The sequence below is a fragment of the Streptomyces sp. NBC_01244 genome, assembly GCF_035987325.1.
GTDB lineage: Bacteria > Actinomycetota > Actinomycetes > Streptomycetales > Streptomycetaceae > Streptomyces.
Genome location: NZ_CP108489.1, coordinates 48,887 through 71,906, shown reverse-complemented (window position 1 = coordinate 71,906; position 23,020 = coordinate 48,887). Strand labels below are relative to the sequence as shown.

Genomic DNA, 23,020 nt, shown 5'->3' with positions numbered 1-23,020 from the left:
GCGCCGCCGGATCAGCGGTCGGTGCGCGGCGTGTGCAGGCCCGTGACGACCATGTGCGTCAGCAGGGCGTAACTCTCGTCCAGGGCCTCGGGCAGCGCGAAGCCGCCGCCGGTTTCCAGGGAGACGAAGCCGTGGGCGGTGGCGCGCAGGCAGCGGGCCGCGTGGACGGCCGCGGAGTCCTCCAGGCCGTAGGCGCGCAGGGTGGCGAAGAGGATGGTGATCAGCCGTTCCCCGGCTTCGGCCGTCCGAGCTTCGGGGTGGGGGCTGTGCAGCAGGGCCGCGTACCGGTGGGGGTGGCGCAGGGCGTAGCCGCGCCAGGCCGTCATGAACGCGCGGATCGCCTCGTCGGCGGAGCGGCCGATGACCGCCACGCCGATCTCGTCCGCCATCTCGTTCATGATCCGTGCCGACAGGAGGTCGCGGAGCTCGGCGAGGTTGCGTACGTGCTTGTAGAGGGAGGGCGTCGCCACGCCCGCCAGGCCGGCCACCGCCGACAGGGTCAGGCCCGCCGGGCCCTGCGCGTCGACGAGGCCCAGCGCCACGTCGACCACCGCGTCGGCCGAGAGCGAGGCCCTAGGCACGGGCGGCCTCCTTCAGGAAGGACACGATGGCCGCGGCGGTTTCGGCGGGGAACTGCGCGTGGGCGTAGTGGCCCGCGCCCTCGATCGTCACGAGGCGCCCGCGCCCCTCCGGCAGTTCGGCGACGATGGCCGCGCCCTCGGCGGCCGGGTCGGCCCAGTCGCAGTCGAGGTCGCCCTCGACGATCAGCGCGGGGCACCGGATGTCGCCGAGGCGGGCGCCCGCGTCGGTGGGGGCGGACATCCCCATCTTGGCGACGACGGCCATCCGGCCCGGCCGGGTCAGGTCGGCGACGAGCGCCCCGAGGTGGGCGGCGTGACCGGCCGGACGGGCGCCCGGGTAGGCGTGGTCGAGGTAGCGCTTCCACAGGCCGGCGCTGCGCAGGATGCCGGTGCCGAGCAGCAGGAGCATGCCCTTGCGGTAGCGGGCGTTGGAGCCGAGGGCGCCGAAGTCGATCTTCTGGGCACGGGTGAACGGGCTGATCTCGACGATCGCGTCGACGAGCGCGGGCTCCTGCGCCGCCGCGATGGTGGCGGCGCCGCCGGCGAAGGAGTGGCCGACGATGACGGCCGGTCCGCCGAGGTGCCGGATCAGGGCGAGCAGGTCGCCCGCCACGTCGGTGCGGGTGTACGAGGCCCAGCCGGTGCTCGATTCCCCGTGTCCGCGCAGGTCGGTGGAGGCGACGCGGTATCCGGCGGTGACGAGGAGGGCGGCGGTCTCGCGGTAGGCCGCGCGGTTGTCGCCCATGCCGTGGGCGAGCAGGACCAGCGAGCCTTCGCCCGTGACCTCGTACGCGAGCCGCCCGCCGTCGATGCTCAGAAACTCCGTCATGACCCGTCCCTCAGGAGCAGTGATTCACACTGTGGCTAATGCCTGTCACTCGCAAGCTAATGAGATTAGCTTTGACGGTCAACCCCCACCTCTACTTCGGGTCACTGTTGAACTTTGCGGCTGACCAGAAGTAGCCGAGGACGGCGAGGCCCAGGCACCAGGCGACGGCGAGCCAGCCGTTGTTGCCGATCTCGGTACCCAGGAGCAGACCGCGCAGGGTTTCGATGGCCGGGGTGAAGGGCTGGTACTCGGCGATGGGCTGGAACCAGCCCGGCATCCCCTCGACCGGCACGAACGCACTCGACAGGAGCGGCAGGAGGATCATCGGGAGCGCGTTGTTGCTCGCGGCCTCGGCGTTGGGGCTGATCAGCCCCATACCGACGGCGATCCAGGTGAACGCCAGGGCGAACAGCACCAGGAGCCCGAGTGCCGCGAGCCATTCCAGGGCCGTCGCGTCCGTGGACCGGAACCCGATCGCCACGCCAACGGCGCCCACCAGGACCACGGACGCGATCGACTGGAGCACGCTGCTGACGACGTGTCCGATGAGCACCGCACCCCGATGGATCGCCATCGTGCGGAAACGAGCGATGATCCCCTCGGTCATGTCGTTGGACACCGACACCGCCGTACCGATCGTGGTCGAACCGATCGTCATCAGCAGCAGACCCGGAACCAGGTAGGCGATGTAGTCGGAGCGGCTGCCACCGCCGATGCCCGCACTCATCACATCTCCGAAGATGTAGACGAAGAGCAGCAACAGCATGATCGGCGTGAGCAGCAGATTCAGGGTCAAAGACGGATAGCGCCGGGCGTGCAGGAGATTGCGGCGCAGCATCGTGGACGAATCACGGACCGCGAGGGACAGAGAGCTCATCGGACGTTCTCCTTCGACTGGCTGGGCAGGGTCTGGTGAGTGGTGCCGGTCAGGGCGAAGAACACGTCGTCGAGGTCGGGCATGTGCACGGTCAGCTCGTCCGCCTCCACCCCGGCCGAGTCCAGCCGGTCGAGAATCGAGCGCAGCGCACGCTGGCTACCGTCGCTGGGAATCTGCAGCGCCAGCGCCTCGTCGTCCAAGGTGACCTCGCCGAGCGCGGCAGCTGCGGACCGGTAGGCGCCCGGGTCGGAGAACCGCAAGCGCACATGCCCACCCGGGATCATCCGCTTCAACTCCTCGGCAGTGCCCTCGGCGGCGATCCTGCCGCCGTTCAACACCGCGATACGGTCCGCGAGCTGATCGGCCTCTTCCAGATACTGGGTGGTCAGGAAGACCGTCACACCGCCCGCGACGAGCCCGCGGATGATCTGCCACATGTTGTGCCGGGAACGCGGATCGAGACCCGTCGTCGGCTCGTCCAGGAAAATGATCCGCGGATCACCGACCAACGTCATCGCGATGTCGAGCCGGCGCTTCATACCACCCGAGTAGGTCGAAGCAGGCTTCTTCGCCGCCTCCACCAGATCGAACCGCTCCAGCAGCTCGGCAGCGACCCGCCGCCCCTCCACCTTCGACAAGTGGTGGAGATCCGCCATGAGGAGCATGTTCTCCTCACCCGTGATCAGCCCGTCGACCGCGGAGAACTGACCCGTCACACCGATCGCCGCCCGCACCCCGCCCGGGAAGGCCGCGATGTCGTGGCCCGCGACCTGGGCCTGACCGCCGTCGGCGGTGATGAGCGTGGACAGGATCTTCACGACGGTGGTCTTGCCGGCGCCGTTGGGGCCGAGCAGGGCGAACACGGAGCCGGCCGGGATGCTCAGGTCGATGCCGTCGAGGACCGATTTGTCGCCGTAGGACTTGCGCAGACCGACGGCGGAGACGGCTGCCGGAGACGGGTGACCGCCGGCTCGATGTGATGTGGACATGACAGAAGAAGGCATGAGGCCCTCCATTCGAAGGCTGAAGTTAGGGGGAGTCGAGCGGAATGAGAGGCGGTCAGGCCCCGGCGACGACGGCGCGGCGGACGTCGATGTTGCCGTACTTCGTGCGGGCGCGGACCTTGACGGTGTCCGCGCTCCCCTCCGGGCTCCCGGACGCGGTGAGCGTGTTGCGCACCTGGCCGGAGCCCGAGCTGACGTCGAGCCAGGCGGCCGTGCCCTCGCGGACGCCGACCTCGATGGCCCCGTAGGAGGTCTCCAACTCCACGGTGCCGCGGGCGACTTCACCCACCCGCAGGGTGCCGTGGGCGGTCTTCGCGGTGACCGAGTCCTCGGCGCGCCGGATCTCGATGTCACCGTTGGCACCGCTCACCCGCAGCTCGCCGATGGCGGCTCCGACGGTCGTGGTGCCGTGCGAGTTCTTCAGGACGGCAGGGCCGTCGACGAAGCCGAGGCGCAGGCTGCCGGAGCTGGTGGTGATCTCGGTCGCGCCCTCGGCCCGGTCCACGGTGATCGAGCCGTGCGACGCGGTCAGCTTGAGCGGGCCGGTGGTGTCGAGGCGGACATCGCCGGACGAGGTCTTCACCCGGACCTCGCCGAGCCGGCCCTCGCCGAGCACCTGGGTCCAGGACCCGGTCGTGTCGACGTGCGAGCCCGTGGGCAGTTCGACCGTCACGTCGACGATGCCGGGCTTGCCGAACGGGTTGGACTTGGGCGTCCTGACGGTCAGCACGCCGCCCGCGAACGTGACCTCGGTCTGCTCGGCGGTCCGTACGTCCTTGTCACGCTTCGGGTCCCGGGGCTGCACCGCGACGACGGTGTCGAGGCGGTCGCCCGCGGTGAACTGGATGGAGCCGGCCTCCACGTGTGCGGTGACCGAGATCGCTTCGGAGGTGTCGAAAGAAGGCATGGCTGTCCCGTCCTCTTGAGTCTTCTGGGCGTCCCCGCTGGTGGGACGTGGTGTGGGAGAACTGATGCGGTGCGGTGCGGTGCAGTGCGGTGCAGTGCGGTGCAGTGCGGTGCAGTGCGGTGCAGTGCGGTGCGGTGCAGTGCGGTGCGGTGCGGTGCAGTGATCGAGCCGGGCTAACGGACCCAGCCCGTGAAGCTCTGCCCCACGCTCTTGGACTTCTCCGCCGTGCGCGGCCGGGCGCCGCCGTCGACCGCGGCCGACACGGCGCGCACCAGCCACGCGTTGACCGAGAGCCCCTCGCGGCTCGCGGCCTCCTCGGCGCGGGTCTTGAGGTGGGCCGGCAGCCGCAGGTTGACGCGGGCGGTGCCGCCCTCGTCGCCGTCGGGGGATGCGTGCGGCGCGAGCGGTTCGGCGAACGCAGCGGCGGTGGCGGGCTCCAGGGGGGCGTGGCTCTCGCCCGCCGCAACCGTCACCACGAACTCGGGGTCGAGCCCGCGCAGTCGTACGTCGACCGAGCCCGGGGCGAGCTCGCGGGTGATCTCGTCCATCGCGGCGGAGAGCACGTTGAGCAGGGTCAGCCGGGTGGCCGACTCCAGAGGCGCGGTGAGCCTCTCGGCCAGCTTGCGGGCTTCGTCGCCGCCGGCCTCGGCGGCGACGGCGAGCTCTTGGCGGAGGGTGGCGACGTAGGGCGTGAGGTCCATGTCGCACAGCATGGCACAGGCGTGGCGCCATGTCGAGCCAATGTGGCACCACTCTGCCGAACAGCGACATGGCGAACCATGAAACCCCTGGTCAGCGCGATGACGCCATCATGCGCCACAGTGACGCCAGGGCGGCGTCACCGCTGCGCGAATTGCTCTGCGGGCAATCCAGCCGCATGCACGTACAGGCTGACGCCAGGCAAAATCCAGCCCCTCCGGCGTTTGAGGAGCGGGGGCCGGGGGCTGGCCCCCGGCAACGGCGCCGCACGCGGCAACGGGTCCGGGCAGAACCCGGGGAACGGGCGAAGGGCGGGTAGGGGACTCCGCGCCGCGCAGCGGCCACCCCGCAGCGGGGCCCGGGTCAGGACGGGGCCGCCGTCCGCCGCGCGTAGTGGCGGGCCGCCTTCGCGCGGTTGCCACAGCCCGTGCTCGTGCACCACCGGCGGGTGCCATTGCGGCTGACGTCGTGGAAGCGCAGCCCACAGCTCGGGTTCGCGCAACTCCGCACCCGGTCCCCCGCCGTGCTGAGCAGCCGGAGGTGGTCCGCCGCCGCGAGGTACCCGAGCAGGTGGCCCGAGTCGGGCACCTCCAGCCGCTCGACGGGCCCGGCGGCCGTGAGCAGCCGGCGGACGCGGCCCGCGTCGAGCAGCCGGTTGAAGGTGTCGAGCGCCACCGGCCCCGCGTCGGCGCGCCCGACGACGCCGGCCAGCGCGGAGCGGGCGGCCCGGGCGGCGGCCAGGGTGGTCCGGTCGGCACACAGCTCGCCGCCGGCGTACGCGGCGGCCACCCGGGACCCGGCCAGCCAGCACGCGAGGCCGGCGGTGGAGTCCAGCAGGTCGTGGCGGCCGTACCGGTCGTGCCAGTGGGTGTTGAGGAGGTCCAGGCTGAGCGGCTCGCCGGTCAGCGGACGCGGATCGGGGACGCCCACCCCGGTGGTCGCCGCCGCCACGCGGTCCACGCTCATCCCCGCGGCCCGATACGCACGCCTTCGGGGACGGTCACGAAGGCGCAGTACGGCGACGAGCCCTCGACCCGGTACAGCTCCACGGCCTGCGGCGCCGCGAGGATCCCCGGCAGGATCAGCTGCCACAGCCGGGTCAGGTGCCCGCGAAGCGGCCCGCAGGAATCGCCCGGGCGGTGTTTCTCCCCGCGCAGGCACACGTCCATCCCGATCAGGGAGTGCACGAGCTGTGCGGCCGTCCCCCAGGGGTCGGCCGCGCCGGCCAGGGCGTCGGCCAGCTCCTCGCGGACGGCGTCGGTCCAGGAGACGCTGCCGTCGGGGTAGTGCACGAACTCCCGGGTCAGCCGCGCGCCCGCCCGTACGACGGGGTCGTGACCGAGCCGCCCGGCGACGGCGTGCGTCATGTCGACGGCGGCCTGCAAGGGCCGGATCCCGCGGTGCGGTACCGCGGCCAGCGTGCCGACGACCGTCTGCCGGGCTTCGGTGCGCACCGCCCTGACCAGGTCGTCCTTGGCGGGGAAGTGGTACATCAAGGCACCCTTGGTCACTCCCGCGGCGGTGCAGATGACGGCGAGCGAGGCCCCTTCGTAGCCGTAGAGGTCGATGGCCTTGGCGGCGCCGTTGATCAGAGCCCGGCGCGTCCGCTCGGCTCGCTCCTGCTGCGCCATGGGCGCTCCTCGTGCGTAGGGGATGGAGACGTACGGGTGGTGTGGTTCGAGCGGGCCCGCCAGAGCCGCACCACCCGTACGGTCAGACCGCCGAGCCGGCCGGGACGGAGGCCAGGCTGTCCTCGAAGCTCTTGCGGAGCTGGGCGCGGCGGAGCTTGCCGATGCCGGTCTTGGGGATCTCGGACCGGTCGACGGGCAGCAGGTGACGTACGTCGACGCCGAGCCGCTCGCGGACGCGCTCGCGGATCCGCTCACCCTGCTCCCCGGTGAGGGTGCCGGTGCGCGGGCTGAAGAAGACGGCGAGCTCCTCGGGGCCGCCGGGCTCGGCGGTGACGAGGGAGGCGACGGTGTACGAGGGCTCGATGAAGTCGAGTTCCTCGACGGCGGCCTCGATCTCGTGGCCGTGGTAGGCGATGTCGCCGAGCTGGATGACGTCGTCGGTGCGGCCGGTGACGGCGAGGATGCCGTTCTCGACGTACGCCAGGTCGCCGGTCTTGAACCAGCCGTCCTCGGTGAAGGACTGACGGTTCTGCACGGGGTTGTCGTAGTACCCGGACGTGATGGTCGAGCCGGTGACCTGGAGGCGGCCGGTGATGCCCCAGGGCACGAGCTCGCCGTGCTCGTCGACGACACGGATGCGGGTGCCGGGCTGGGGGCGGCCGACGGGCACGTAGCGGTCGTCGCCGGCGGCGGCCTCGGTGAACTGGCAGTCGGCCACGCCGGCGGTGGTCTCGGACATGCCCCAGCCGGGGAACATGGCGGTGGCGGGCAGCCCGTGGGGGGCCAGCAGGTCCAGGAAGCGGCGGACGACGCCGGAGCGGACGGCCTCGCCGCCGTTCATGATGTAGCGCAGCGGGCTCAGGTCCCAGCCGCGGCCCTCGAAGCGGTCGGCCTGGTCGTTGACGAGCACGAAGGCGAAGTTGGGTGCCCAGGTGGTGTCGGCCCGGTGGGTGGAGACGGCGTCGAGCCAGCGCAGCGGGTCCTCGAGCACCCACTGGATCTTGGCGTGGACCTGTGCGGCACCGAGGAAGACGTCGCGGGCGTGGAACATGACGAGCCCGCCGATGTGGTCCAGCGGCATCCAGTTGAAGGTGCGGGTGTCCGCGTCGAGCTTGTTCACGCGGGAGGTGGCCGCGCTGCGCGTGAGGATGTTGCGGTGGGTCAGGGTGACGGCCTTGGGCACGCCGGTGCTGCCGGAGGTGAGCAGCAGCACGGCCGGGTCCGCGGCGTCCGGCTGGTGGGGGGCGAGGTCCGGCTCGTGGGCGGTGCGCAGGCTCGCCACGTCGCCCAGGTGGGCGGCGGTCCAGCCGGCGTCGGCGGTGACGGCGGGCGCGATCTCCTGGCCGGTGCCGGTCAGGACGCGGGGGCTGCCGTACCCGCCCCAGACGCGCTCCAGCAGGCCGGGGCCGTTCACCGCGTCGGCGCTGACGGGCAGCGGCAGGAAGCCGCCGAGGACGCAGCCCCAGAACCCGGCGAGGAGGTCGGCGTCGTCGGCCGACTGGAGGATGATCTTCTCGCCGACGACGGCGCCGGAGGCGCGCAGGCCGGCCAGGACGCGCGAGGCGTCGTCGAGCAGCTCGGCGTAGCTCTGGTGGACCTCGGTGCCGTCGGCGCGGATGTACGTCACCCCCCGGCCCTCGCTCCCGGCGACGGCGCGGGCGAGGGCGGCGCCGAGGTGCGCGACGCCGGTTTCGGGGGCGGGCCCGCCGTCGAGCAGCGATATGCCGGTGCCGGTCATGCCTGGTTCTCCTCTTGCTGAGCGGTGTCGGACGCGGTGGCCGCGGTGCCGGTGGGGGTGGACGCGGCGCCGGCGGAGGCGGACGCGGTGTCGGCGGAGGTCGCCGTGTCGGCGGGGGTCGCGGTGGCCACGATGACGAGCGGGCCCCGGCCGTGGAAGGGCGCGGGCTCCTTGCGGAACCCGCCGTACTCGGCCGTGATGGTCAGTCCCGCCGCGGCCAGCAGTCCGCGCACCTCGGGCCCGGTCAGGACGGCCTGGTCGAAGAAGTTGTCGTACATGGCGACCGTGCCGTCCGCGGTGCGGACCAGCAGGGTCTCCTCGTTGCGCCAGTTCGCGGCGTGCGCGTTGACGAACTGGCGGGCGAGGCGGGTGATGAGCACCCCGTCCCGGCGGTGGTGGCCGATGCTGTCGGGCTGGAAGGAGTCGACGAAGTTCAGCAGGTGGCCGAACTCCAGGACGACCTGCCCACCCGGGGCCAGCAGCTCGCGGAGGGAGCGCAGGACCGCCGGGAGCCGGTCGCGCTCCAGGTAGTTGAGCGTCATGAAGAGGCTGTAGACGAGGTCGTAGCGCTCGTCGGTGCGGTACTCCTCGGCGCGGGCCTCCACGTAGGAGATGCCCGCGCCGCCGGCGGCGCGGGCATACTCCAGGAACGCGGCGCTCTGGTCGACGCCGGTGCCGCGGTGGCCGCGCTCGCGCAGGGCGCGCAGGTTGGAGCCGGTGCCGCAGCCCAGGTCGAGTACGGTGCCCGCGTCGGGGAGCAGGGACGCGAGGAACTCCGTCTCGGCGTCGAGGTTGCGGAAGTCCTTGCGCATGATCTCGTAGTACTCACCGGGGAATTCGAAGCTCGTGCCGGTCAAATCCGTCATCCTCCTCGGATGTCAGTGCTCGTCGGTCGTCGGTACTCGTCGGTACTCGGCGGTCATCGGTCGCCGGTCGCCGGTCATCGGTCGCCGGTCGCCGGTCGCCGGTCAACCGGTCGCCGGTGCCCGGTGCCGGCCGGCGGGCCCCCCTACATGGGCACGGCCTCGCGCATGGTCCGGTAGCCGCGCGGGGTGAGGCCGTACCGGTCGCGGAAGAGGCGGCTGAAGTGCGAGGCCTGGTAGAGGCCGGACCGTTCGCCGATCACCCCGACGGGCAGGTGTCCGAGCCGCGGGTCGCGCAGTTCCGACCTGCAGCGGGCGAGGCGCTCGTCCCGGATCCACCGGGCGGGGCTGGTCCCGTGCTCCTGGAAGATCCGCTGGAGGTAGCGCAGCGAGATGTTGTGGTGCTCGGCGACCGCCTGCGGGGTGAGCTCGGGGTCGGAGAGCCGTGCGCGGATGTACGCCTGGATGCCCAGCATGAGGTCGTGCCGGGCCACCTCGTCCTCGGCGGCCACGTGGCGCAGCCGGTCGGCGAGGACGGCCGCGGCCAGGCCCGCCACGGTGGCGCCGACCCGGTCGACGGCGGAGTGGATCTCGGTGCCGTGGTCGTGGAGTCCGGCGAGGAGCTGGGAGAGCAGGGCGCCCGCGCCCATCCGCCCGCACCAGCCGGTGGCGGTCAGCTTCGCGGTGTCGCCGGCCGACATGCCGAGGTGCCGGTGCGGGAGCTGCACTTCGACCAGGTGGAAGGGCCGGGGCAGCAGGAGGCGGTACGGGCGGCTGGTGTCGCAGCAGATGATCTGCGGGCCGCTCGCCTGGCCCCGGCGGCCGTCCTGGTGGACGTGGATCTCGCCGGCCAGTGCCCGGAACACCCGCAGGGACTCTGAGGGGTCGGGGCGGATGTGGCGGCCGGGACGCACGGCCTCGTGGGCCTCCCCGGTGACGAGGGAGATGGTCACGTCGCCGAAGTCGCGGCGGACGGTGGCCCCGTACACGGACTCGCCGTGTGTGCGGATGACCCGCGCCGTGCCGGGGGCGGGCGCGGCGAGCGGTGGACTGCGGTCCGGCACGGATGCGCTCGGCCCGCGGAGGGGCAGCATGTCCATCGTTCTCCTCGCTCCGGGAAGCGTCATACCAGCGTGACAGGCAGGCCCATAAAAACATACCTGCATGCAGGTACTAGCACGCCATCAGATGTTGCAATCAACGGGGCCTTGCCTCGGCTTTCGTGCGTAAACAGGCCATGAACAGGCGCATTTACGCAAGCCGGGAGACAGGTCGGCCGGTACAGTTGAGGGTGAGGACTGGCCGGACAACGCGGCTTCACGTGCGGTCATGGATGTAGTTTCCGAACGAGGGGTATCACGTGACGATCAAGGTCGGCATCAACGGATTCGGCCGCATCGGCCGCAGCTTCTTCCGCGCCGCCCTTCAGCGGGGCACCGGCCTGGAGGTGGTCGCCGTCAACGACCTCACCGACGCCGCGACGCTGGCCCACCTGCTCAAGTACGACAGCACGCTCGGCAAGCTCGGCCACGACGTCCGCGCGGCCGAGGGCAACCTCGTCATCGACGGGCGCACCATACGCGTGACCGCCGAGCGCGACCCGGCCAAGCTGCCGTGGGGCGAGCTGGAGGTGGACGTGGTCATCGAGTCCACCGGTGTGTTCACCGACGCGCACAAGGCCCGCGCCCACCTGGAGGCCGGTGCCCGCAAGGTCATCATCAGCGCGCCCTCGAAGAACGAGGACCTGACGATCGCCTTCGGCATCAACGACGACCTCTACGACCCGGCCGTGCACGACATCGTCTCCAACGCCTCGTGCACGACCAACTGCCTGGCCCCGCTGGCCAAAGTCCTCGACGACGCGCTCGGCATCGAGCACGGCCTGATGACCACGGTCCACGCCTACACCGCGGACCAGAACCTCCAGGACGGGCCGCACACCGACCTGCGCCGCGCCCGCTCGGCGGCGACGAACACCGTGCCGACCACCACCGGCGCGGCCAAGGCCATCGGCCTGGTCCTGCCGCAGCTCAAGGGCAAGCTCGACGGGTACGCGCTGCGCGTGCCGATCCCGACGGGCTCCGCCACCGACCTGACCGTCCGCGTCGGCCGCGCGACGACGGTCGAGGAGGTCAACGAGATCTTCGCGAAGGCCGCCGAGGGCGCTCTCGCGGGCATCCTCACCTACACCGACGAGCCGATCGTCTCCAGCGACATCGTCACCGACCCCGCGTCGTGCATCTTCGACTCGGGCCTGACCAAGGTGATCGGCGACGGCCGCCAGGTCAAGATCGTCGGCTGGTACGACAACGAGTGGGGCTTCTCCAACCGTGTCGTGGACACCGCCCTGCTGATCGGCGCCCGCTGATCGGCGCCCGCTGACCGGCGCCCCGTAGACGTGCGTCCGCCGACGGCGACCCCGTCGGCCGCGGCGCCCGTCCCGACCGGAGGTTCCCGATTCCCGTGATCAAGACCCCCCACCACGAGGGCGAACAGGCCGTACAGAAGCAGGCCGGCGAAGGCGGTCCCGGCTGGGGCTCGCCGATGTTCGACGACGTGATCCAGCCCGGCTTCGACCAGTACCTGATGCGCCAGCGCATGCTCTTCCTGGGCGGCGCCGACGCCACGGGCGCCATGTGGTCCTCCCTGGTCACGGGCGACCCCGGCTTCGCCCTGCCCACGAGCCGGCGCACGATCACGCTGTCCTCCCTGCCCGTGCCCGGCGATCCGCTGGCCGAAGCCTTCGCCGAGACGGCCGACATCGGACTGCTCGCCCTCGAACCGCACACGACGACCCGGATCCGGATCAACGGCGTGGCGCGGCGCGAAGGGCAGTCGCTGCACATCCGCACCGAGCAGGTGCTGGGCAACTGCCCCAAGTACCTCCAGGTGCGGGTCCCGGTCGCGGACGGGCCCGCCTCCGCGCCCCGGGAGACCCGGGACGGCGACGCGCTCACGCCCGAGCAGGAGAAGTGGATCACCGGGGCGGACACCTTCTTCATCGCCAGCCGGGCCGAAGGCTACGGCGCGGACTCCTCGCACCGGGGCGGCGACCCCGGTTTCGTCACGGTGGCGGGACCGCGCAGGCTCGTATGGCCCGACTACTTCGGCAATTCCTTCTACATGACCTTGGGCAATCTGCAGCTCAACGAGAACTGCGGACTGCTCTTCCTGGACTGGGAGTCCGGCCACACCCTGCAACTGACGGGCAAGGCGCGGATCAACTGGGCCGAGGGGGACCGGGCGGACGTGCCCGGAGCCCTGCGGATGTGCGAGTTCGACATCGAGCGCGTGGTGCAGATCGACGGGGCGACCCGGCTGCGCTGGGCGTTCGGCGGTCCCTCGCCCTACAACCCGCCGGCACCGGCGCGCGGCTGAACCCCCGCGGCCCCGCGCCGTCCCCCTCCCCCGGTCCCCTGGTCACCGTCCGGCCGTGCCGTCTCCCCCGTCGGCGCGGCCGGACGGTGTTGCACTCCCCGCTTTGCACGCCCCGCCCCGGCACCCTCCCCGTCCACGGCCTCCACATCGAAGGATTGCGCCATGCCCGATGCCGATCCGCACACGACCTCCACGACCTCCCCCCGGCTCCGGGCCGACGTCTCGACGCTCCCCGCCTACGTGCCGGGCCGCGCGGCCCGCGACGAGTTCGTCGACAAACTCTCCTCGAACGAGAACCCGTACCCGCCGCTCCCCTCCGTGATCGCCGCGGTCGAGACCTGGCTGGGCCGCCTCAACCGCTACCCCGACCCCACCGCGGCCGAGCTCATCGCGGAGCTCTCGGGTCGCCTCGGCGTACCCGCCGACCACCTCGTACTGGGCACCGGCTCGGTCGGCATCACCCAGCACCTGGTCGCCGCCGCCGCGGGCCCGGGCGACGAGGTCGTCTTCGCCTGGCGCTCGTTCGAGGCCTACCCGCTGCTGGCCTGGGCCGCCGGGGCCACCTCCGTCCAGGTCCCGCTGCGCGACGAGACCCACGACCTGGACGCACTGGCCGACGCGGTCACCGACCGCACCCGCCTGATCTTCGTCTGCAACCCGAACAACCCCACCGGCACCGCCGTACGCCGCGCCGAACTGGAACGCTTCCTGGACCGCGTGCCCCCACACATCCTGGTCGTCATGGACGAGGCCTACCGCGAGTTCGTCGACCCCGCCGAAGACATCCCGGACGGCATCGACCTCTACCGCGACCGCCCCAACGTCGCCGTCCTGCGCACCTTCTCCAAGGCCTACGGACTGGCCGCCCTCCGCGTCGGCTACGCGGTGGCCCACCCTCGGGTCACAGCCGCCCTACGCGCCTGCTCGGTCCCCCTCGGCGTCAGCGGCCCCGCCCAGGCCGCCGCCCTGGCCTCCCTGCGCGCCACGGAGGAACTCCGCGAACGCGTGGCCGACCTGGTCGCGGAACGCGCCCGCGTCAGCGCCACCCTGCGCGCGGAGGGCTTCGAAGTCCCCGAGAGCCACGCCAACTTCGTCTGGCTGCGCCTCGGCTCCCGCACCGCCTACTTCGCGGACGCCTGCGAGGCGGCCGGCCTCATGGTCCGCCCCTTCGCCGAAGAGGGCGTCCGCATCACGATCGGCACCCCGTCCGCAAACGACCGCCTCCTGAAAACGGCGGCCGACTGGGACCCCCGACTCAGCCGCTGATGACCCTCAGCCGGGCACCCGGCTGCTCACGCTCCGCCTCGACCGTCGGGGTCAGCCGGTAGACCCGAACGGGGCCGACGCTGTCCACCTCTTCGAGCCACCCAAGAGCCTCCAGCTCCTTGCGCGTCCGGGAAAACACCGGGGCGCTCATACCCGCGGTCTCGGCGAGCTCGGTGGCCTTGATCCACACCGACCCGTCCGGCCGCTGCTCAGAGGCCGCGTACAGCATGACGACGATCCGCTGATTCGGGTTCAGGACGCGTCCCGTGCGCTTGAGGACGTACAGCACGTCCTCACTGCGGTGGACCTTCATGTCGCGTCTCCCTTGATCTTCCTGCGCCCACGGTCGCCCGGCTTCGGGATGCGCATCTCCGGAGGATTCCAGTCGGAAACCGCCTCACGATGTTCGAAGCCCGTCCCGATGAACGCAAGGTACGGGGTCGTTCGGTAGAACGTCGTACGGCCGATCCCACCGGACTCCACCAGCAGGCGAGCACCCTTGAGGACCTTGACGGCCCTAGACAGCGCGTCAGGACTCATGTCTAGCTCTGATGCGACGGCCACGCCGGTCATCTGAACGGGCCCCTGCCGTTCCTCCGTCGCGAACCAGTACCAGACCAGCACGCGGAACTCACGGTCACTCAGTCCCGAAGCTCCCGAGGCAAGCTGACGGCCGCGCCGGATCCCGACGTTGATGTGCGGTCCGTCGAAGGCGTACGGGGCACGGGGGACCTCTTCCATTGCTCCGGTGTCAGGATCCACCAGTGCAAGGATCTTGCTCCGCGCCGACTCCGCCATGCGTGAACCCGCCCCGCCCCTCGTCACCACGAGCCGCGAGACCCCCTCCAGGGCCTCACGATTAGCACATTGCACATTACCTCATAGCCAACCAACCTCGCCCCGAGGAAAGGTTCCTTTGCTCATTGCTAATCAAGTTCGACACCGGGCCCACGCCCACCCGCCCAGTCAGAGATGTGCACATAGCTAACTGACCCGTTTCCAGAATCGGGTAACCCGCTTCCAGGATCGGGTTACCCGATCCCAGGATCGGGTTGCGGTCGACGTTTGCGCAGGTCAAGAGGGTGCGGGGGCTGCGCGTTCTTAATACCTGGAAAGGTAGTGAGCACCTGTCGGCCCGGGTCGGCGGCTGCTCGCCCTGACGCTTCGCGCCAGCGCTCCCAGGTGGGTCCACCGCCGGCACCCCGTCGCACGGCCCCTCGTGGCCACTGCCCGAAACAAGCAGCAGCGTGGCTGATACCGGCTGGGGCTGAGCGAATCCGTCGGCGCCGGTGATCGCGGTGACGGGCTTCGTCTGGGCGCACCTTCTGTGGCCGAGGTCTTATCCGGTCCGTCCTGGCCAGGCAACGAGGTTCCTTGCACCTACCGTCAGCCGGCTTCAGCCCCGTGGCCACCTCTCCCGCGCCGCCCAGGACCTACTGAGCGCTCTGATCGATCTCCAGGAGCCGAGCCGCGAGGTCCAGATGTCCCAGCAGGAGCTCGCGGCGCGCGTGGGCCTCGGCAAGAACGTCCGTACCGTCAGCGGCGCGTAGCCGCCGCCGGCGTCCGCACACGAACGAGGCGGCGCACTCCGACGTGTTGTCGGGGTACGCCGCCTCGGGGCGGAGCGGGGTGCGGGAGGGGCCCTGTGCTGCCTCGGCCCCTACTTCGGGTCACTGTTGAACTTCGCGGCTGACCAGAAGTAGCCGAGGACGGCGAGGCCCAGGCACCAGGCGACGGCGAGCCAGCCGTTGTTGCCGATCTCGGTACCCAGGAGCAGACCGCGCAGGGTTTCGATGGCCGGGGTGAAGGGCTGGTACTCGGCGATGGGCTGGAACCAGCCCGGCATCCCCTCGACCGGCACGAACGCACTCGACAGGAGCGGCAGGAGGATCATCGGGAGCGCGTTGTTGCTCGCGGCCTCGGCGTTGGGGCTGATCAGCCCCATACCGACGGCGATCCAGGTGAACGCCAGGGCGAACAGCACCAGGAGCCCGAGTGCCGCGAGCCATTCCAGGGCCGTCGCGTCCGTGGACCGGAACCCGATCGCCACGCCAACGGCGCCCACCAGGACCACGGACGCGATCGACTGGAGCACGCTGCTGACGACGTGTCCGATGAGCACCGCACCCCGATGGATCGCCATCGTGCGGAAACGAGCGATGATCCCCTCGGTCATGTCGTTGGACACCGACACCGCCGTACCGATCGTGGTCGAACCGATCGTCATCAGCAGCAGACCCGGAACCAGGTAGGCGATGTAGTCGGAGCGGCTGCCACCGCCGATGCCCGCACTCATCACATCTCCGAAGATGTAGACGAAGAGCAGCAACAGCATGATCGGCGTGAGCAGCAGATTCAGGGTCAAAGACGGATAGCGCCGGGCGTGCAGGAGATTGCGGCGCAGCATCGTGGACGAATCACGGACCGCGAGGGACAGAGAGCTCATCGGACGTTCTCCTTCGACTGGCTGGGCAGGGTCTGGTGAGTGGTGCCGGTCAGGGCGAAGAACACGTCGTCGAGGTCGGGCATGTGCACGGTCAGCTCGTCCGCCTCCACCCCGGCCGAGTCCAGCCGGTCGAGAATCGAGCGCAGCGCACGCTGGCTACCGTCGCTGGGAATCTGCAGCGCCAGCGCCTCGTCGTCCAAGGTGACCTCGCCGAGCGCGGCAGCTGCGGACCGGTAGGCGCCCGGGTCGGAGAACCGCAAGCGCACATGCCCACCCGGGATCATCCGCTTCAACTCCTCGGCAGTGCCCTCGGCGGCGATCCTGCCGCCGTTCAACACCGCGATACGGTCCGCGAGCTGATCGGCCTCTTCCAGATACTGGGTGGTCAGGAAGACCGTCACACCGCCCGCGACGAGCCCGCGGATGATCTGCCACATGTTGTGCCGGGAACGCGGATCGAGACCCGTCGTCGGCTCGTCCAGGAAAATGATCCGCGGATCACCGACCAACGTCATCGCGATGTCGAGCCGGCGCTTCATACCACCCGAGTAGGTCGAAGCAGGCTTCTTCGCCGCCTCCACCAGATCGAACCGCTCCAGCAGCTCGGCAGCGACCCGCCGCCCCTCCACCTTCGACAAGTGGTGGAGATCCGCCATGAGGAGCATGTTCTCCTCACCCGTGATCAGCCCGTCGACCGCGGAGAACTGACCCGTCACACCGATCGCCGCCCGCACCCCGCCCGGGAAGGCCGCGATGTCGTGGCCCGCGACCTGGGCCTGACCGCCGTCGGCGGTGATGAGCGTGGACAGGATCTTCACGACGGTGGTCTTGCCGGCGCCGTTGGGGCCGAGCAGGGCGAACACGGAGCCGGCCGGGATGCTCAGGTCGATGCCGTCGAGGACCGATTTGTCGCCGTAGGACTTGTGCAGACCGTTCGCCGTGATGGCCCAGGTGGTCATGAGCGGTGCTCCTTTGTGACTGGATGTCAGAGGCTGCGGGCGGTGACGTCGCCGTAGGCGGTGGTCGCGTGGATGGAGAGCCCGGCGGCGGCCCCGTCGGCGTTGTGCAGGGCGTTGTGGATCCGGCCGAGGGCGGTGCCGGCGTCGAGGGTGGCGCTGACCCCGCGGCCCGCGCCGACCACGATCTCCCCGTACTCGGTGTGCAGTTCGACCGTGCCGCCCAGGGCCTCGGCGATGTGCAGGTCGCCCTTCTGGGTGCTGATCCGGGCGGAACCGGCCAGACGGCCGACCGAGACGTCGCCGGCCGCGAGGGTCAGCTGGGCGCTCGCGGCCTCATCGAGCTTGACCGAGCCCTGCGCCGCCTCGAAGACCACGTCACCGAGGCGTCCGACGCCCCGGAGGTCGGCGGCGGCCGCCTTCGCCTCGACACGAGAACCGGCGGGCAGCTGGACGGTCACCTCGATGGCGCCGGAGGCGCCCAGCAGCTGGTTCTTGGCCGAGGCCGCGATCCGCAGGACCCCGTCGGCGTACTCGACCAGGGTCTGCTCGGCCGCCTTGACGTCGCGGCCCTTCGAGGCGTCCGCGGGCCGGACCTCGACCGCGGTGTCCGCGCGGTCCGCGGCGATGAAGCGGATGGTGCCGGCGGGGATGTCCAGAACGGCGGAGATCGGGGCGGTGGTGGCGAACTTCTGCATGATTCTCTCCTGCGACTCGTTGTTTCCGATGAGGGAAAAGCTACGTTGCTTTCCAAGTCTCAGCAAGAAGTTCGTTGCGATGAATCCCAATACTTGCAGGTCAGAGCCATTTAATCGTTGCGAAGGGCTGAAGCCAAACGCAACGCCAGCCACTCCAGGCGTTGCAATGAGATGGAAGTGAACGCTATACTGGAGGCACGACGACCCACGAAGGAGACCGCGATGCCGGGAGGCAGGCTCACCCAGCAGGAACGCCAGCAGATCGCCATGGGGGTGGCCGACGGCCTCGCCTACGCGGAGATCGCCAGACAGCTGGACCGGCCGACCTCGACCATCACGCGCGAGGTCATGCGCAACGGCGGCCCCAGCGCCTACCGCGCCGATCTGGCCCACCGCGCCACCGAAGCCCGCGCGCACCGGCGCAAGCAGACCGCGCCCCGCGGACCGCAGGCCGCTCCGCAGGCCTACGGACGGGACGCCGAGGCCGTGCGCGCCTACGAGGAGGTGTTCACCACCGTCATGATGGCTTCGGGCATGCCCACCATGACGGCCCGGGTGATGGCCTGCCTCACCCTCACCGACACGGGCAGCCTCACCGCGTCGGAACTCGTCCAGCGCCTCCAGGTCAGCCCGGCCTCCGTGTCGAAGTCGATAACGTTCCTGGAGGGACAGGGCCTCATCCGACGGGAACGCGAGGAAGGCCGCCGCGAGCGCTACGTCGTCGACGACGACATCTGGTACCAGTCGATGATGGCCAGCGCCCGCTCCGCCGCCCAGATCGTCGAGACGGCACGGCAGGGCGTCGCCGTCCTCGGCGCCGACACCCCGGCCGGCACCCGCATGGAGAACATCGCCCGCTTCCTCGACTTCGTCTCCGAGAGCATCGCCCGCGCCGCCGAACAGGCCCGCGCGATCCTCCACACGAAGCTGGAGGCGCCCTCGGACACCTCCGCCGAAAGAGCCGAAGAAAATGTCGCGGGGACCGATGAGTTTCCCGGGGAGCCGCGGTCTTAGATCATGAAAGGCACGCCGCGGCAGCCACGTACGTGGTCGCGGGGCGCGCCGGACGGACCACCGAGAGCCAGCCACAAGATTTCGAGGAACCTCAGATGCGCAAGATCATCAGCACCGCCTTCGTCTCCCTCGACGGCGTAGTGGAGGCCCCCGGCGGCGAGCCCGGCTACCGGAACTCCGGCTGGACCTTCAAGGACGTCGAGTTCCTGCCCGAGGCCTTCGAGATCAAGGGCCGGGAGCAGAAGGAAGCCGCCGCGATGCTGCTCGGCCGGACCAGCTACGAGGCGTTCAGCCCCGTGTGGCCCGGCATGGAGGACTTCGCCGACTACAAGGTGATGCCGAAGTACGTCGTCTCCACCACCCTCGCCGAGGACGACCTGGTGTCGGACTGGGGCGACACCACGATCCTGCGCACCCTCGACGAGGTCGCCGCGCTCAAAGAGACCGAGGGCGGTCCGATCATCGTGCACGGCAGCGCCGCCCTGAACCGGGCACTCTCCGACGCCGGCCTGATCGACCGGTACCACCTGCTGGTCTTCCCGCTGCTGCTCGGTGCGGGCAAGCGGCTCTTCAGCGCCACCGACAAGGACGCGCAGAAGCTGAAGCTCGTCGAGCACGCGGCGTACGACAACGGCCTGCAGCTGAACGTCTTCGACGTCGTCCGCTGACCCGAGCCCGTCCCCGCGCGCCTTCAGCCGAAGGTGCCGAAGAGGCGCCGCAGTTCCTCGTGGAAGCCGGGAAAGGTCTTGGCCACGCAGGCCGGGTCGTCGAGGGTGCCGCCGGGGGCGCGCAGGCCCAGTACCGAGAAGGACATCGCGATGCGGTGGTCCCGGTGGCAGGCGACCGCCGCCGGGGCCGGGGTGCCCGGGTGGACGGTGATGCGGTCCGGGCCGTCCTCGACCCGGATGCCGAGCGCGCGCAGGTTCCCGGCGACGGCGGCGATGCGGTCGGACTCCTTCAGACGGGCGTGCGCGATGCCCGTGATGGTGACGGGGGCGTCCGCGAGCGGGGCGATCGCGGCCATCGTCATGAAGGTGTCCGAGATGTCGCCCATGTCGACGGTGAATCCGCCGCGCAGCGGGCCGGTGCCCGTGACCTCGGTCCAGCCGGCGGTCCTGGTGACCCGGGCCCCGGCACGTCGCAGCACCTCCACGAACGCGGTGTCGCCCTGGAGGCTCTCCGTGCCCAGGGCCTGGACCCGTACGGTGCGTCCGGTGACGGCCGCCGCCGCGAAGAAGTACGAGGCGGTCGAGGCGTCCGGCTCGATGTCGAGGTCGGTGGGCCGGTACCCGCCCGGGTGGACCGTGATCGCGCTGCCCTCCTCCTCGACGCGGGCGCCGAACTGCCGCATCAAGGAGAGGGTCATGTCCACGTACGGACGGCTGACGAGCCGCGGCACGTCCACCGTGAGCGGCCCGCCCATCAGCGGCGCGGCCATCAGCAGCCCCGAGAGGTACTGGCTGCTGAGCCCGGAATCCAGCTCGACGCGGCCGCCGGCCAGCCCCCGCGCGGTGAGGGTGAAGGGCAGGCCCGTACCGCGCACCCGCGCCCCGAGGCCGGTCAGCGCCTCCAGCAGCGGCCGCAGCGGGCGGGCCCGCAGCTGGTCGGAGCCGTCGAAGGCGATCTCCCCGCGCCCGGTGGCCGCGAAGGGCGGCAGGAAGCGCGCGGCGGTGCCGGCGTCGGCGCACCAGACGCGGCCGGGGCCGGCCGGTCCGGTGCCGCGCCCGGTGACCTCCCACACCTCGCCGGAGCCGTCTCCGTAACCCGAGCCGTCGCCGTACCCGTAGCCACTGTCGCCGATGTCGCGCACCCCGGTGCCCAGGGCCGTGAGCGCGGCCCGGAAGGCGAGGGTGTCGTCGCTGACCAGGGGCGCACCGAGGCGGCTGCGGCCGGGGGCGGCGGCCGCGAGGAGCAGCGCCCGGTTGGTGATGCTCTTGGAGCCGGGGATCCGGGCCTCCAGCACGGTCGCGGCGCTCATCGGGCCGTGGCCTTGCGCTGAGCCCGCTCGACGCTCGCGCGGGCGGCCGCGGCGACCTTCGGCGCGGTCAGGCCGTGGAGTTCGTACAGGGACTGGTACGGGGCGGACGCGCCGAAGGAGTCGATGCCCAGCGAGGTGCCCGCCGCGCCGACCAGGGCGTACCAGCCGAGGCTGGAGCCCGCCTCGACGGAGACCCGGGCGGCCACCCCGGCGGGGAGCACCTCCTCGCGGTACGCCTCCTCCTGCGCCTGGAACCACTCCAGGCACGGCATGGACACGACGCGGGTGGCGAGACCCCCGTCCTGGAGGATGCGGCGGGCGTCCAGGGCGATGGGCACCTCGCTGCCGGTGGCGATGAGGATGGCCTCGGGGCACCCGCCCTCGGCGCCCTCGGCCTCGGCCAGGACGTACCCGCCGCGTGCCGCGCCCTCGGCGGGGGACAGCCCGCTCTCCTCGGTGCGCTCCAGCACGGGCAGGTTCTGCCGGGACAGGCACAGGCCCGCCGGGCGGTCGTCGTTCTCCAGGATGGTGCGCCAGGCGACGACGGTCTCGTTCGCGTCGGCGGGCCGGACCACGTCGAGGCCGGGGATGGCGCGCAGCGACCAGAGGTGCTCGATCGGCTGGTGGGTGGGGCCGTCCTCGCCGAGCCCGATGGAGTCGTGGGTCCAGACGTAGGTGACGGGCAGCTTCATCATGGCCGCGAGGCGGACGGCGGGGCGCATGTAGTCGGAGAAGACCAGGAAGGTGCCGCCGTAGGGGCGGGTCCCGCCGTGCAGGGCGATGCCGTTGAGGATGGCGCCCATGGCGTGCTCGCGGATCCCGAAGTGCAAGGTCCGCCCGTACCGGTGGCCGGAGTACGCCTCCGTCGACAACTCCTCGGGGATGAAGGAGGGCTCGCCCTTCATGGTGGTGAGATTGGACTCGGCGAGGTCCGCGGAGCCGCCCCACAGTTCGGGAAGGACGGAGGCGAGCGCGTTCAGCACCTCCCCGGACGCCTTGCGGGTGGCGACCTGCCCGCCCGCGGGGAACACAGGCAGGTTCGACTGCCACCCCTCGGGCAGCCGGCGCTCGGAGAGCCGGTCGAAGAGCTCGGCGCGCTCGGGGTTGAGGGCGCGCCAGTCGGCGAGGGTCTTGTCCCACTGGCGGTGGGCCCCGGCTCCGCGGTCGGCGACGCGGCGGGCGTGGGCCAGTACCTCGGCGGGGACCTGGAAGGAGAGCGAGGGGTCGAGGCCCATCGCCGCCTTGGCGGCCGCGGCCTCCTCGGCGCCGAGCGCCGATCCGTGGATGCCGCCGGTGTTCCGCTTCTTCGGCGCCGGCCAGCCGATGATCGTGCGCAGCGCTACGAGGGAGGGCCGGTCGGTGGTCTCGCGGGCGGTGACGAGCGCCCGGTGCAAGGCCGCCACGTCCTCGGTGTACTCCCCCGTAGCGGTCCAGTCGACCTCCTGCACGTGCCAGCCGTACGCCCGGTAGCGGGCGAGGGTGTCCTCGGAGTGCGCGATCTGCCGGTCGTCCTCGATGGAGATGCGGTTCTCGTCGTAGAGGACGACGAGGTTGCCCAGGCGCTGGTGGCCGGCCAGCGAGCTGGCCTCGTGCGCGACGCCCTCCTCCAGGTCGCCCTCGGAGGCGATGGCCCAGACGGTGTGGTCGAAGGGGCTCTCGCCCGGTGCGGCCTGCGGGTCGAACAGGCCGCGCTCGCGGCGGGCCGCCATGGCCATGCCGACGGCGTTGGCGAGGCCCTGGCCGAGGGGGCCGGTGGTGGTCTCCACGCCCGGGGTGTGCCCGTACTCGGGGTGCGCGGGGGTCAGACTGCCCTCGGTGCGCAGGCCCTTGAGGTCGTCGAGGGTGAGCCCGTAGCCCGACAGGTAGAGCTGCGTGTAGAGCGTCAGGCTGGCGTGGCCGCAGGAGAGCACGAACCGGTCGCGGCCGGCCCAGCGCGGGTCCTGGGGGTCGTGCCGCAGCAGCCGCTGGAAGAGCAGGTAGGCGGCGGGCGCGAGGCTCATGGCGGTGCCGGGGTGTCCGTGTCCGGCGGCCTCGACCGCGTCCACGGTCAGGGCGCGGGCGACCTCGACGGCCCGGCGGTCGGCGTCCCCCCAGAGCAGGGCGGGCGCCTGCGGGGCGGTGGCGACGGTCATGACGGGCCTTCCTGTTCGGGGGA

At 71.3% G+C, this 23,020-nt stretch carries 23 protein-coding genes; 5 read left to right on the top strand and 18 right to left on the bottom strand.

From position 1 onward, the window contains the following. Window positions 1-11: 11 nt before the first annotated feature. The 11 genes from OG247_RS42710 to OG247_RS42660 form a co-directional block, all read right to left on the bottom strand. Entirely contained in the window at window positions 12-581 is a 570-nt protein-coding gene (locus tag OG247_RS42710) for a TetR/AcrR family transcriptional regulator (RefSeq protein ID WP_327257897.1), read from the bottom strand. After that, on the bottom strand, window positions 574-1,410 hold the full coding sequence (locus OG247_RS42705) for an alpha/beta fold hydrolase (RefSeq protein WP_327257896.1): 837 nt from the start codon (window positions 1,408-1,410) through the stop codon (window positions 574-576). The genes OG247_RS42710 and OG247_RS42705 overlap by 8 nt, the downstream gene beginning before the upstream one ends. A 91-nt stretch (window positions 1,411-1,501) precedes the next feature. Next, a complete protein-coding gene (locus OG247_RS42700; protein ID WP_327257882.1) occupies window positions 1,502-2,287 on the bottom strand; it encodes an ABC transporter permease in 786 nt (261 codons plus the stop codon). Continuing rightward, on the bottom strand, window positions 2,284-3,291 hold the full coding sequence (locus tag OG247_RS42695) for an ATP-binding cassette domain-containing protein (RefSeq protein WP_327257895.1): 1,008 nt from the start codon (window positions 3,289-3,291) through the stop codon (window positions 2,284-2,286). The genes OG247_RS42700 and OG247_RS42695 overlap by 4 nt, the downstream gene beginning before the upstream one ends. Before the next feature lie 55 nt (window positions 3,292-3,346). Then, complete coding sequence (locus OG247_RS42690) at window positions 3,347-4,198, bottom strand: DUF4097 family beta strand repeat-containing protein (protein ID WP_327257894.1); 852 nt, start codon at window positions 4,196-4,198, stop codon at window positions 3,347-3,349. A gap of 173 nt (window positions 4,199-4,371) precedes the next feature. Next, entirely contained in the window at window positions 4,372-4,899 is a 528-nt protein-coding gene (locus OG247_RS42685) for a hypothetical protein (protein ID WP_327257893.1), read from the bottom strand. Window positions 4,900-5,260: 361 nt separating this feature from the next. Then, window positions 5,261-5,863, bottom strand: a complete 603-nt coding sequence (locus OG247_RS42680; RefSeq protein WP_327257892.1) for a CGNR zinc finger domain-containing protein — start codon at window positions 5,861-5,863, stop codon at window positions 5,261-5,263. Beyond that, a complete protein-coding gene (locus OG247_RS42675) occupies window positions 5,860-6,528 on the bottom strand; it encodes a TetR/AcrR family transcriptional regulator (RefSeq protein WP_327257891.1) in 669 nt (222 codons plus the stop codon). Before OG247_RS42675 ends, OG247_RS42680 begins: the two co-directional genes overlap by 4 nt. 82 nt (window positions 6,529-6,610) lie before the next feature. Next, window positions 6,611-8,266, bottom strand: a complete 1,656-nt coding sequence (locus OG247_RS42670; protein WP_327257890.1) for an AMP-binding protein — start codon at window positions 8,264-8,266, stop codon at window positions 6,611-6,613. Next, on the bottom strand, window positions 8,263-9,132 hold the full coding sequence (locus OG247_RS42665; RefSeq protein ID WP_327257889.1) for a class I SAM-dependent methyltransferase: 870 nt from the start codon (window positions 9,130-9,132) through the stop codon (window positions 8,263-8,265). The genes OG247_RS42670 and OG247_RS42665 overlap by 4 nt, the downstream gene beginning before the upstream one ends. A gap of 143 nt (window positions 9,133-9,275) precedes the next feature. After that, entirely contained in the window at window positions 9,276-10,229 is a 954-nt protein-coding gene (locus OG247_RS42660; RefSeq protein ID WP_327257888.1) for a helix-turn-helix domain-containing protein, read from the bottom strand. Window positions 10,230-10,489: 260 nt separating this feature from the next. On the opposite strand from OG247_RS42660, the gene gap reads away from it, so the two are divergent. The 3 genes from gap to hisC all read left to right on the top strand — a co-directional run bounded on the left by gap (window position 10,490) and on the right by hisC (window position 13,773). Beyond that, a complete protein-coding gene (gene gap, locus OG247_RS42655; RefSeq protein ID WP_327257887.1) occupies window positions 10,490-11,497 on the top strand; it encodes a type I glyceraldehyde-3-phosphate dehydrogenase in 1,008 nt (335 codons plus the stop codon). A gap of 95 nt (window positions 11,498-11,592) precedes the next feature. Next, window positions 11,593-12,507, top strand: coding sequence for a pyridoxamine 5'-phosphate oxidase family protein (locus tag OG247_RS42650; protein WP_327257886.1), 915 nt, complete (start codon window positions 11,593-11,595; stop codon window positions 12,505-12,507). 162 nt (window positions 12,508-12,669) lie between these two features. After that, on the top strand, window positions 12,670-13,773 hold the full coding sequence (gene hisC, locus OG247_RS42645; protein ID WP_327257885.1) for a histidinol-phosphate transaminase: 1,104 nt from the start codon (window positions 12,670-12,672) through the stop codon (window positions 13,771-13,773). Here hisC and OG247_RS42640 read toward each other — a convergent pair. The 5 genes from OG247_RS42640 to OG247_RS42620 form a co-directional block, all read right to left on the bottom strand. Further along, a complete protein-coding gene (locus tag OG247_RS42640; protein WP_327257884.1) occupies window positions 13,763-14,086 on the bottom strand; it encodes a replication initiation protein, RepL2 in 324 nt (107 codons plus the stop codon). The two genes, hisC and OG247_RS42640, sit on opposite strands and share 11 nt — an antisense overlap. Beyond that, the gene (locus OG247_RS42635) at window positions 14,083-14,571 is read right to left on the bottom strand and encodes a MarR family transcriptional regulator (protein WP_327257883.1); all 489 of its coding nucleotides are present in this window, start codon (window positions 14,569-14,571) and stop codon (window positions 14,083-14,085) included. Before OG247_RS42635 ends, OG247_RS42640 begins: the two co-directional genes overlap by 4 nt. Before the next feature lie 862 nt (window positions 14,572-15,433). Further along, on the bottom strand, window positions 15,434-16,219 hold the full coding sequence (locus OG247_RS42630) for an ABC transporter permease (RefSeq protein WP_327257882.1): 786 nt from the start codon (window positions 16,217-16,219) through the stop codon (window positions 15,434-15,436). Then, window positions 16,216-17,178 (bottom strand): ATP-binding cassette domain-containing protein, encoded by a 963-nt coding sequence (locus OG247_RS42625; RefSeq protein ID WP_327257881.1) that lies wholly within the window; start codon window positions 17,176-17,178, stop codon window positions 16,216-16,218. The genes OG247_RS42630 and OG247_RS42625 overlap by 4 nt, the downstream gene beginning before the upstream one ends. Before the next feature lie 26 nt (window positions 17,179-17,204). Beyond that, complete coding sequence (locus OG247_RS42620; RefSeq protein WP_327257880.1) at window positions 17,205-17,873, bottom strand: DUF4097 family beta strand repeat-containing protein; 669 nt, start codon at window positions 17,871-17,873, stop codon at window positions 17,205-17,207. Window positions 17,874-18,095: 222 nt separating this feature from the next. Between OG247_RS42620 and OG247_RS42615 the strand changes: the two genes are divergently transcribed. Next, entirely contained in the window at window positions 18,096-18,887 is a 792-nt protein-coding gene (locus OG247_RS42615; RefSeq protein ID WP_327258060.1) for a GbsR/MarR family transcriptional regulator, read from the top strand. 95 nt (window positions 18,888-18,982) lie between these two features. After that, window positions 18,983-19,555, top strand: coding sequence for a dihydrofolate reductase family protein (locus OG247_RS42610; protein ID WP_327257879.1), 573 nt, complete (start codon window positions 18,983-18,985; stop codon window positions 19,553-19,555). A gap of 23 nt (window positions 19,556-19,578) precedes the next feature. Here the strand turns inward: OG247_RS42610 and aroA are convergent, their stop codons facing one another. After that, window positions 19,579-20,865: a 3-phosphoshikimate 1-carboxyvinyltransferase gene (gene aroA, locus OG247_RS42605; RefSeq protein WP_327257878.1), complete on the bottom strand. Its 1,287-nt coding sequence runs from the start codon at window positions 20,863-20,865 to the stop codon at window positions 19,579-19,581. Continuing rightward, window positions 20,862-22,997 (bottom strand): transketolase, encoded by a 2,136-nt coding sequence (gene tkt, locus OG247_RS42600; protein WP_327257877.1) that lies wholly within the window; start codon window positions 22,995-22,997, stop codon window positions 20,862-20,864. The genes aroA and tkt overlap by 4 nt, the downstream gene beginning before the upstream one ends. Window positions 22,998-23,020: the final 23 nt, after the last annotated feature.

Coding starts and splice junctions, on each gene's coding strand:
- OG247_RS42705 (WP_327257896.1), bottom strand. CDS start 1,410: ATGACGGAGTTTCTGAGCATCGACGGCGGGCGGCTCGCGTACGAGGTC.
- OG247_RS42700 (WP_327257882.1), bottom strand. CDS start 2,287: ATGAGCTCTCTGTCCCTCGCGGTCCGTGATTCGTCCACGATGCTGCGC.
- OG247_RS42695 (WP_327257895.1), bottom strand. CDS start 3,291: ATGCCTTCTTCTGTCATGTCCACATCACATCGAGCCGGCGGTCACCCG.
- OG247_RS42690 (WP_327257894.1), bottom strand. CDS start 4,198: ATGCCTTCTTTCGACACCTCCGAAGCGATCTCGGTCACCGCACACGTG.
- OG247_RS42685 (WP_327257893.1), bottom strand. CDS start 4,899: ATGGACCTCACGCCCTACGTCGCCACCCTCCGCCAAGAGCTCGCCGTC.
- OG247_RS42680 (WP_327257892.1), bottom strand. CDS start 5,863: ATGAGCGTGGACCGCGTGGCGGCGGCGACCACCGGGGTGGGCGTCCCC.
- OG247_RS42675 (WP_327257891.1), bottom strand. CDS start 6,528: ATGGCGCAGCAGGAGCGAGCCGAGCGGACGCGCCGGGCTCTGATCAAC.
- OG247_RS42670 (WP_327257890.1), bottom strand. CDS start 8,266: ATGACCGGCACCGGCATATCGCTGCTCGACGGCGGGCCCGCCCCCGAA.
- OG247_RS42665 (WP_327257889.1), bottom strand. CDS start 9,132: ATGACGGATTTGACCGGCACGAGCTTCGAATTCCCCGGTGAGTACTAC.
- OG247_RS42660 (WP_327257888.1), bottom strand. CDS start 10,229: ATGGACATGCTGCCCCTCCGCGGGCCGAGCGCATCCGTGCCGGACCGC.
- hisC (WP_327257885.1), top strand. CDS start 12,670: ATGCCCGATGCCGATCCGCACACGACCTCCACGACCTCCCCCCGGCTC.
- OG247_RS42640 (WP_327257884.1), bottom strand. CDS start 14,086: ATGAAGGTCCACCGCAGTGAGGACGTGCTGTACGTCCTCAAGCGCACG.
- OG247_RS42635 (WP_327257883.1), bottom strand. CDS start 14,571: ATGGCGGAGTCGGCGCGGAGCAAGATCCTTGCACTGGTGGATCCTGAC.
- OG247_RS42630 (WP_327257882.1), bottom strand. CDS start 16,219: ATGAGCTCTCTGTCCCTCGCGGTCCGTGATTCGTCCACGATGCTGCGC.
- OG247_RS42625 (WP_327257881.1), bottom strand. CDS start 17,178: ATGACCACCTGGGCCATCACGGCGAACGGTCTGCACAAGTCCTACGGC.
- OG247_RS42620 (WP_327257880.1), bottom strand. CDS start 17,873: ATGCAGAAGTTCGCCACCACCGCCCCGATCTCCGCCGTTCTGGACATC.
- OG247_RS42615 (WP_327258060.1), top strand. CDS start 18,096: ATGCCGGGAGGCAGGCTCACCCAGCAGGAACGCCAGCAGATCGCCATG.
- OG247_RS42610 (WP_327257879.1), top strand. CDS start 18,983: ATGCGCAAGATCATCAGCACCGCCTTCGTCTCCCTCGACGGCGTAGTG.
- aroA (WP_327257878.1), bottom strand. CDS start 20,865: ATGAGCGCCGCGACCGTGCTGGAGGCCCGGATCCCCGGCTCCAAGAGC.
- tkt (WP_327257877.1), bottom strand. CDS start 22,997: ATGACCGTCGCCACCGCCCCGCAGGCGCCCGCCCTGCTCTGGGGGGAC.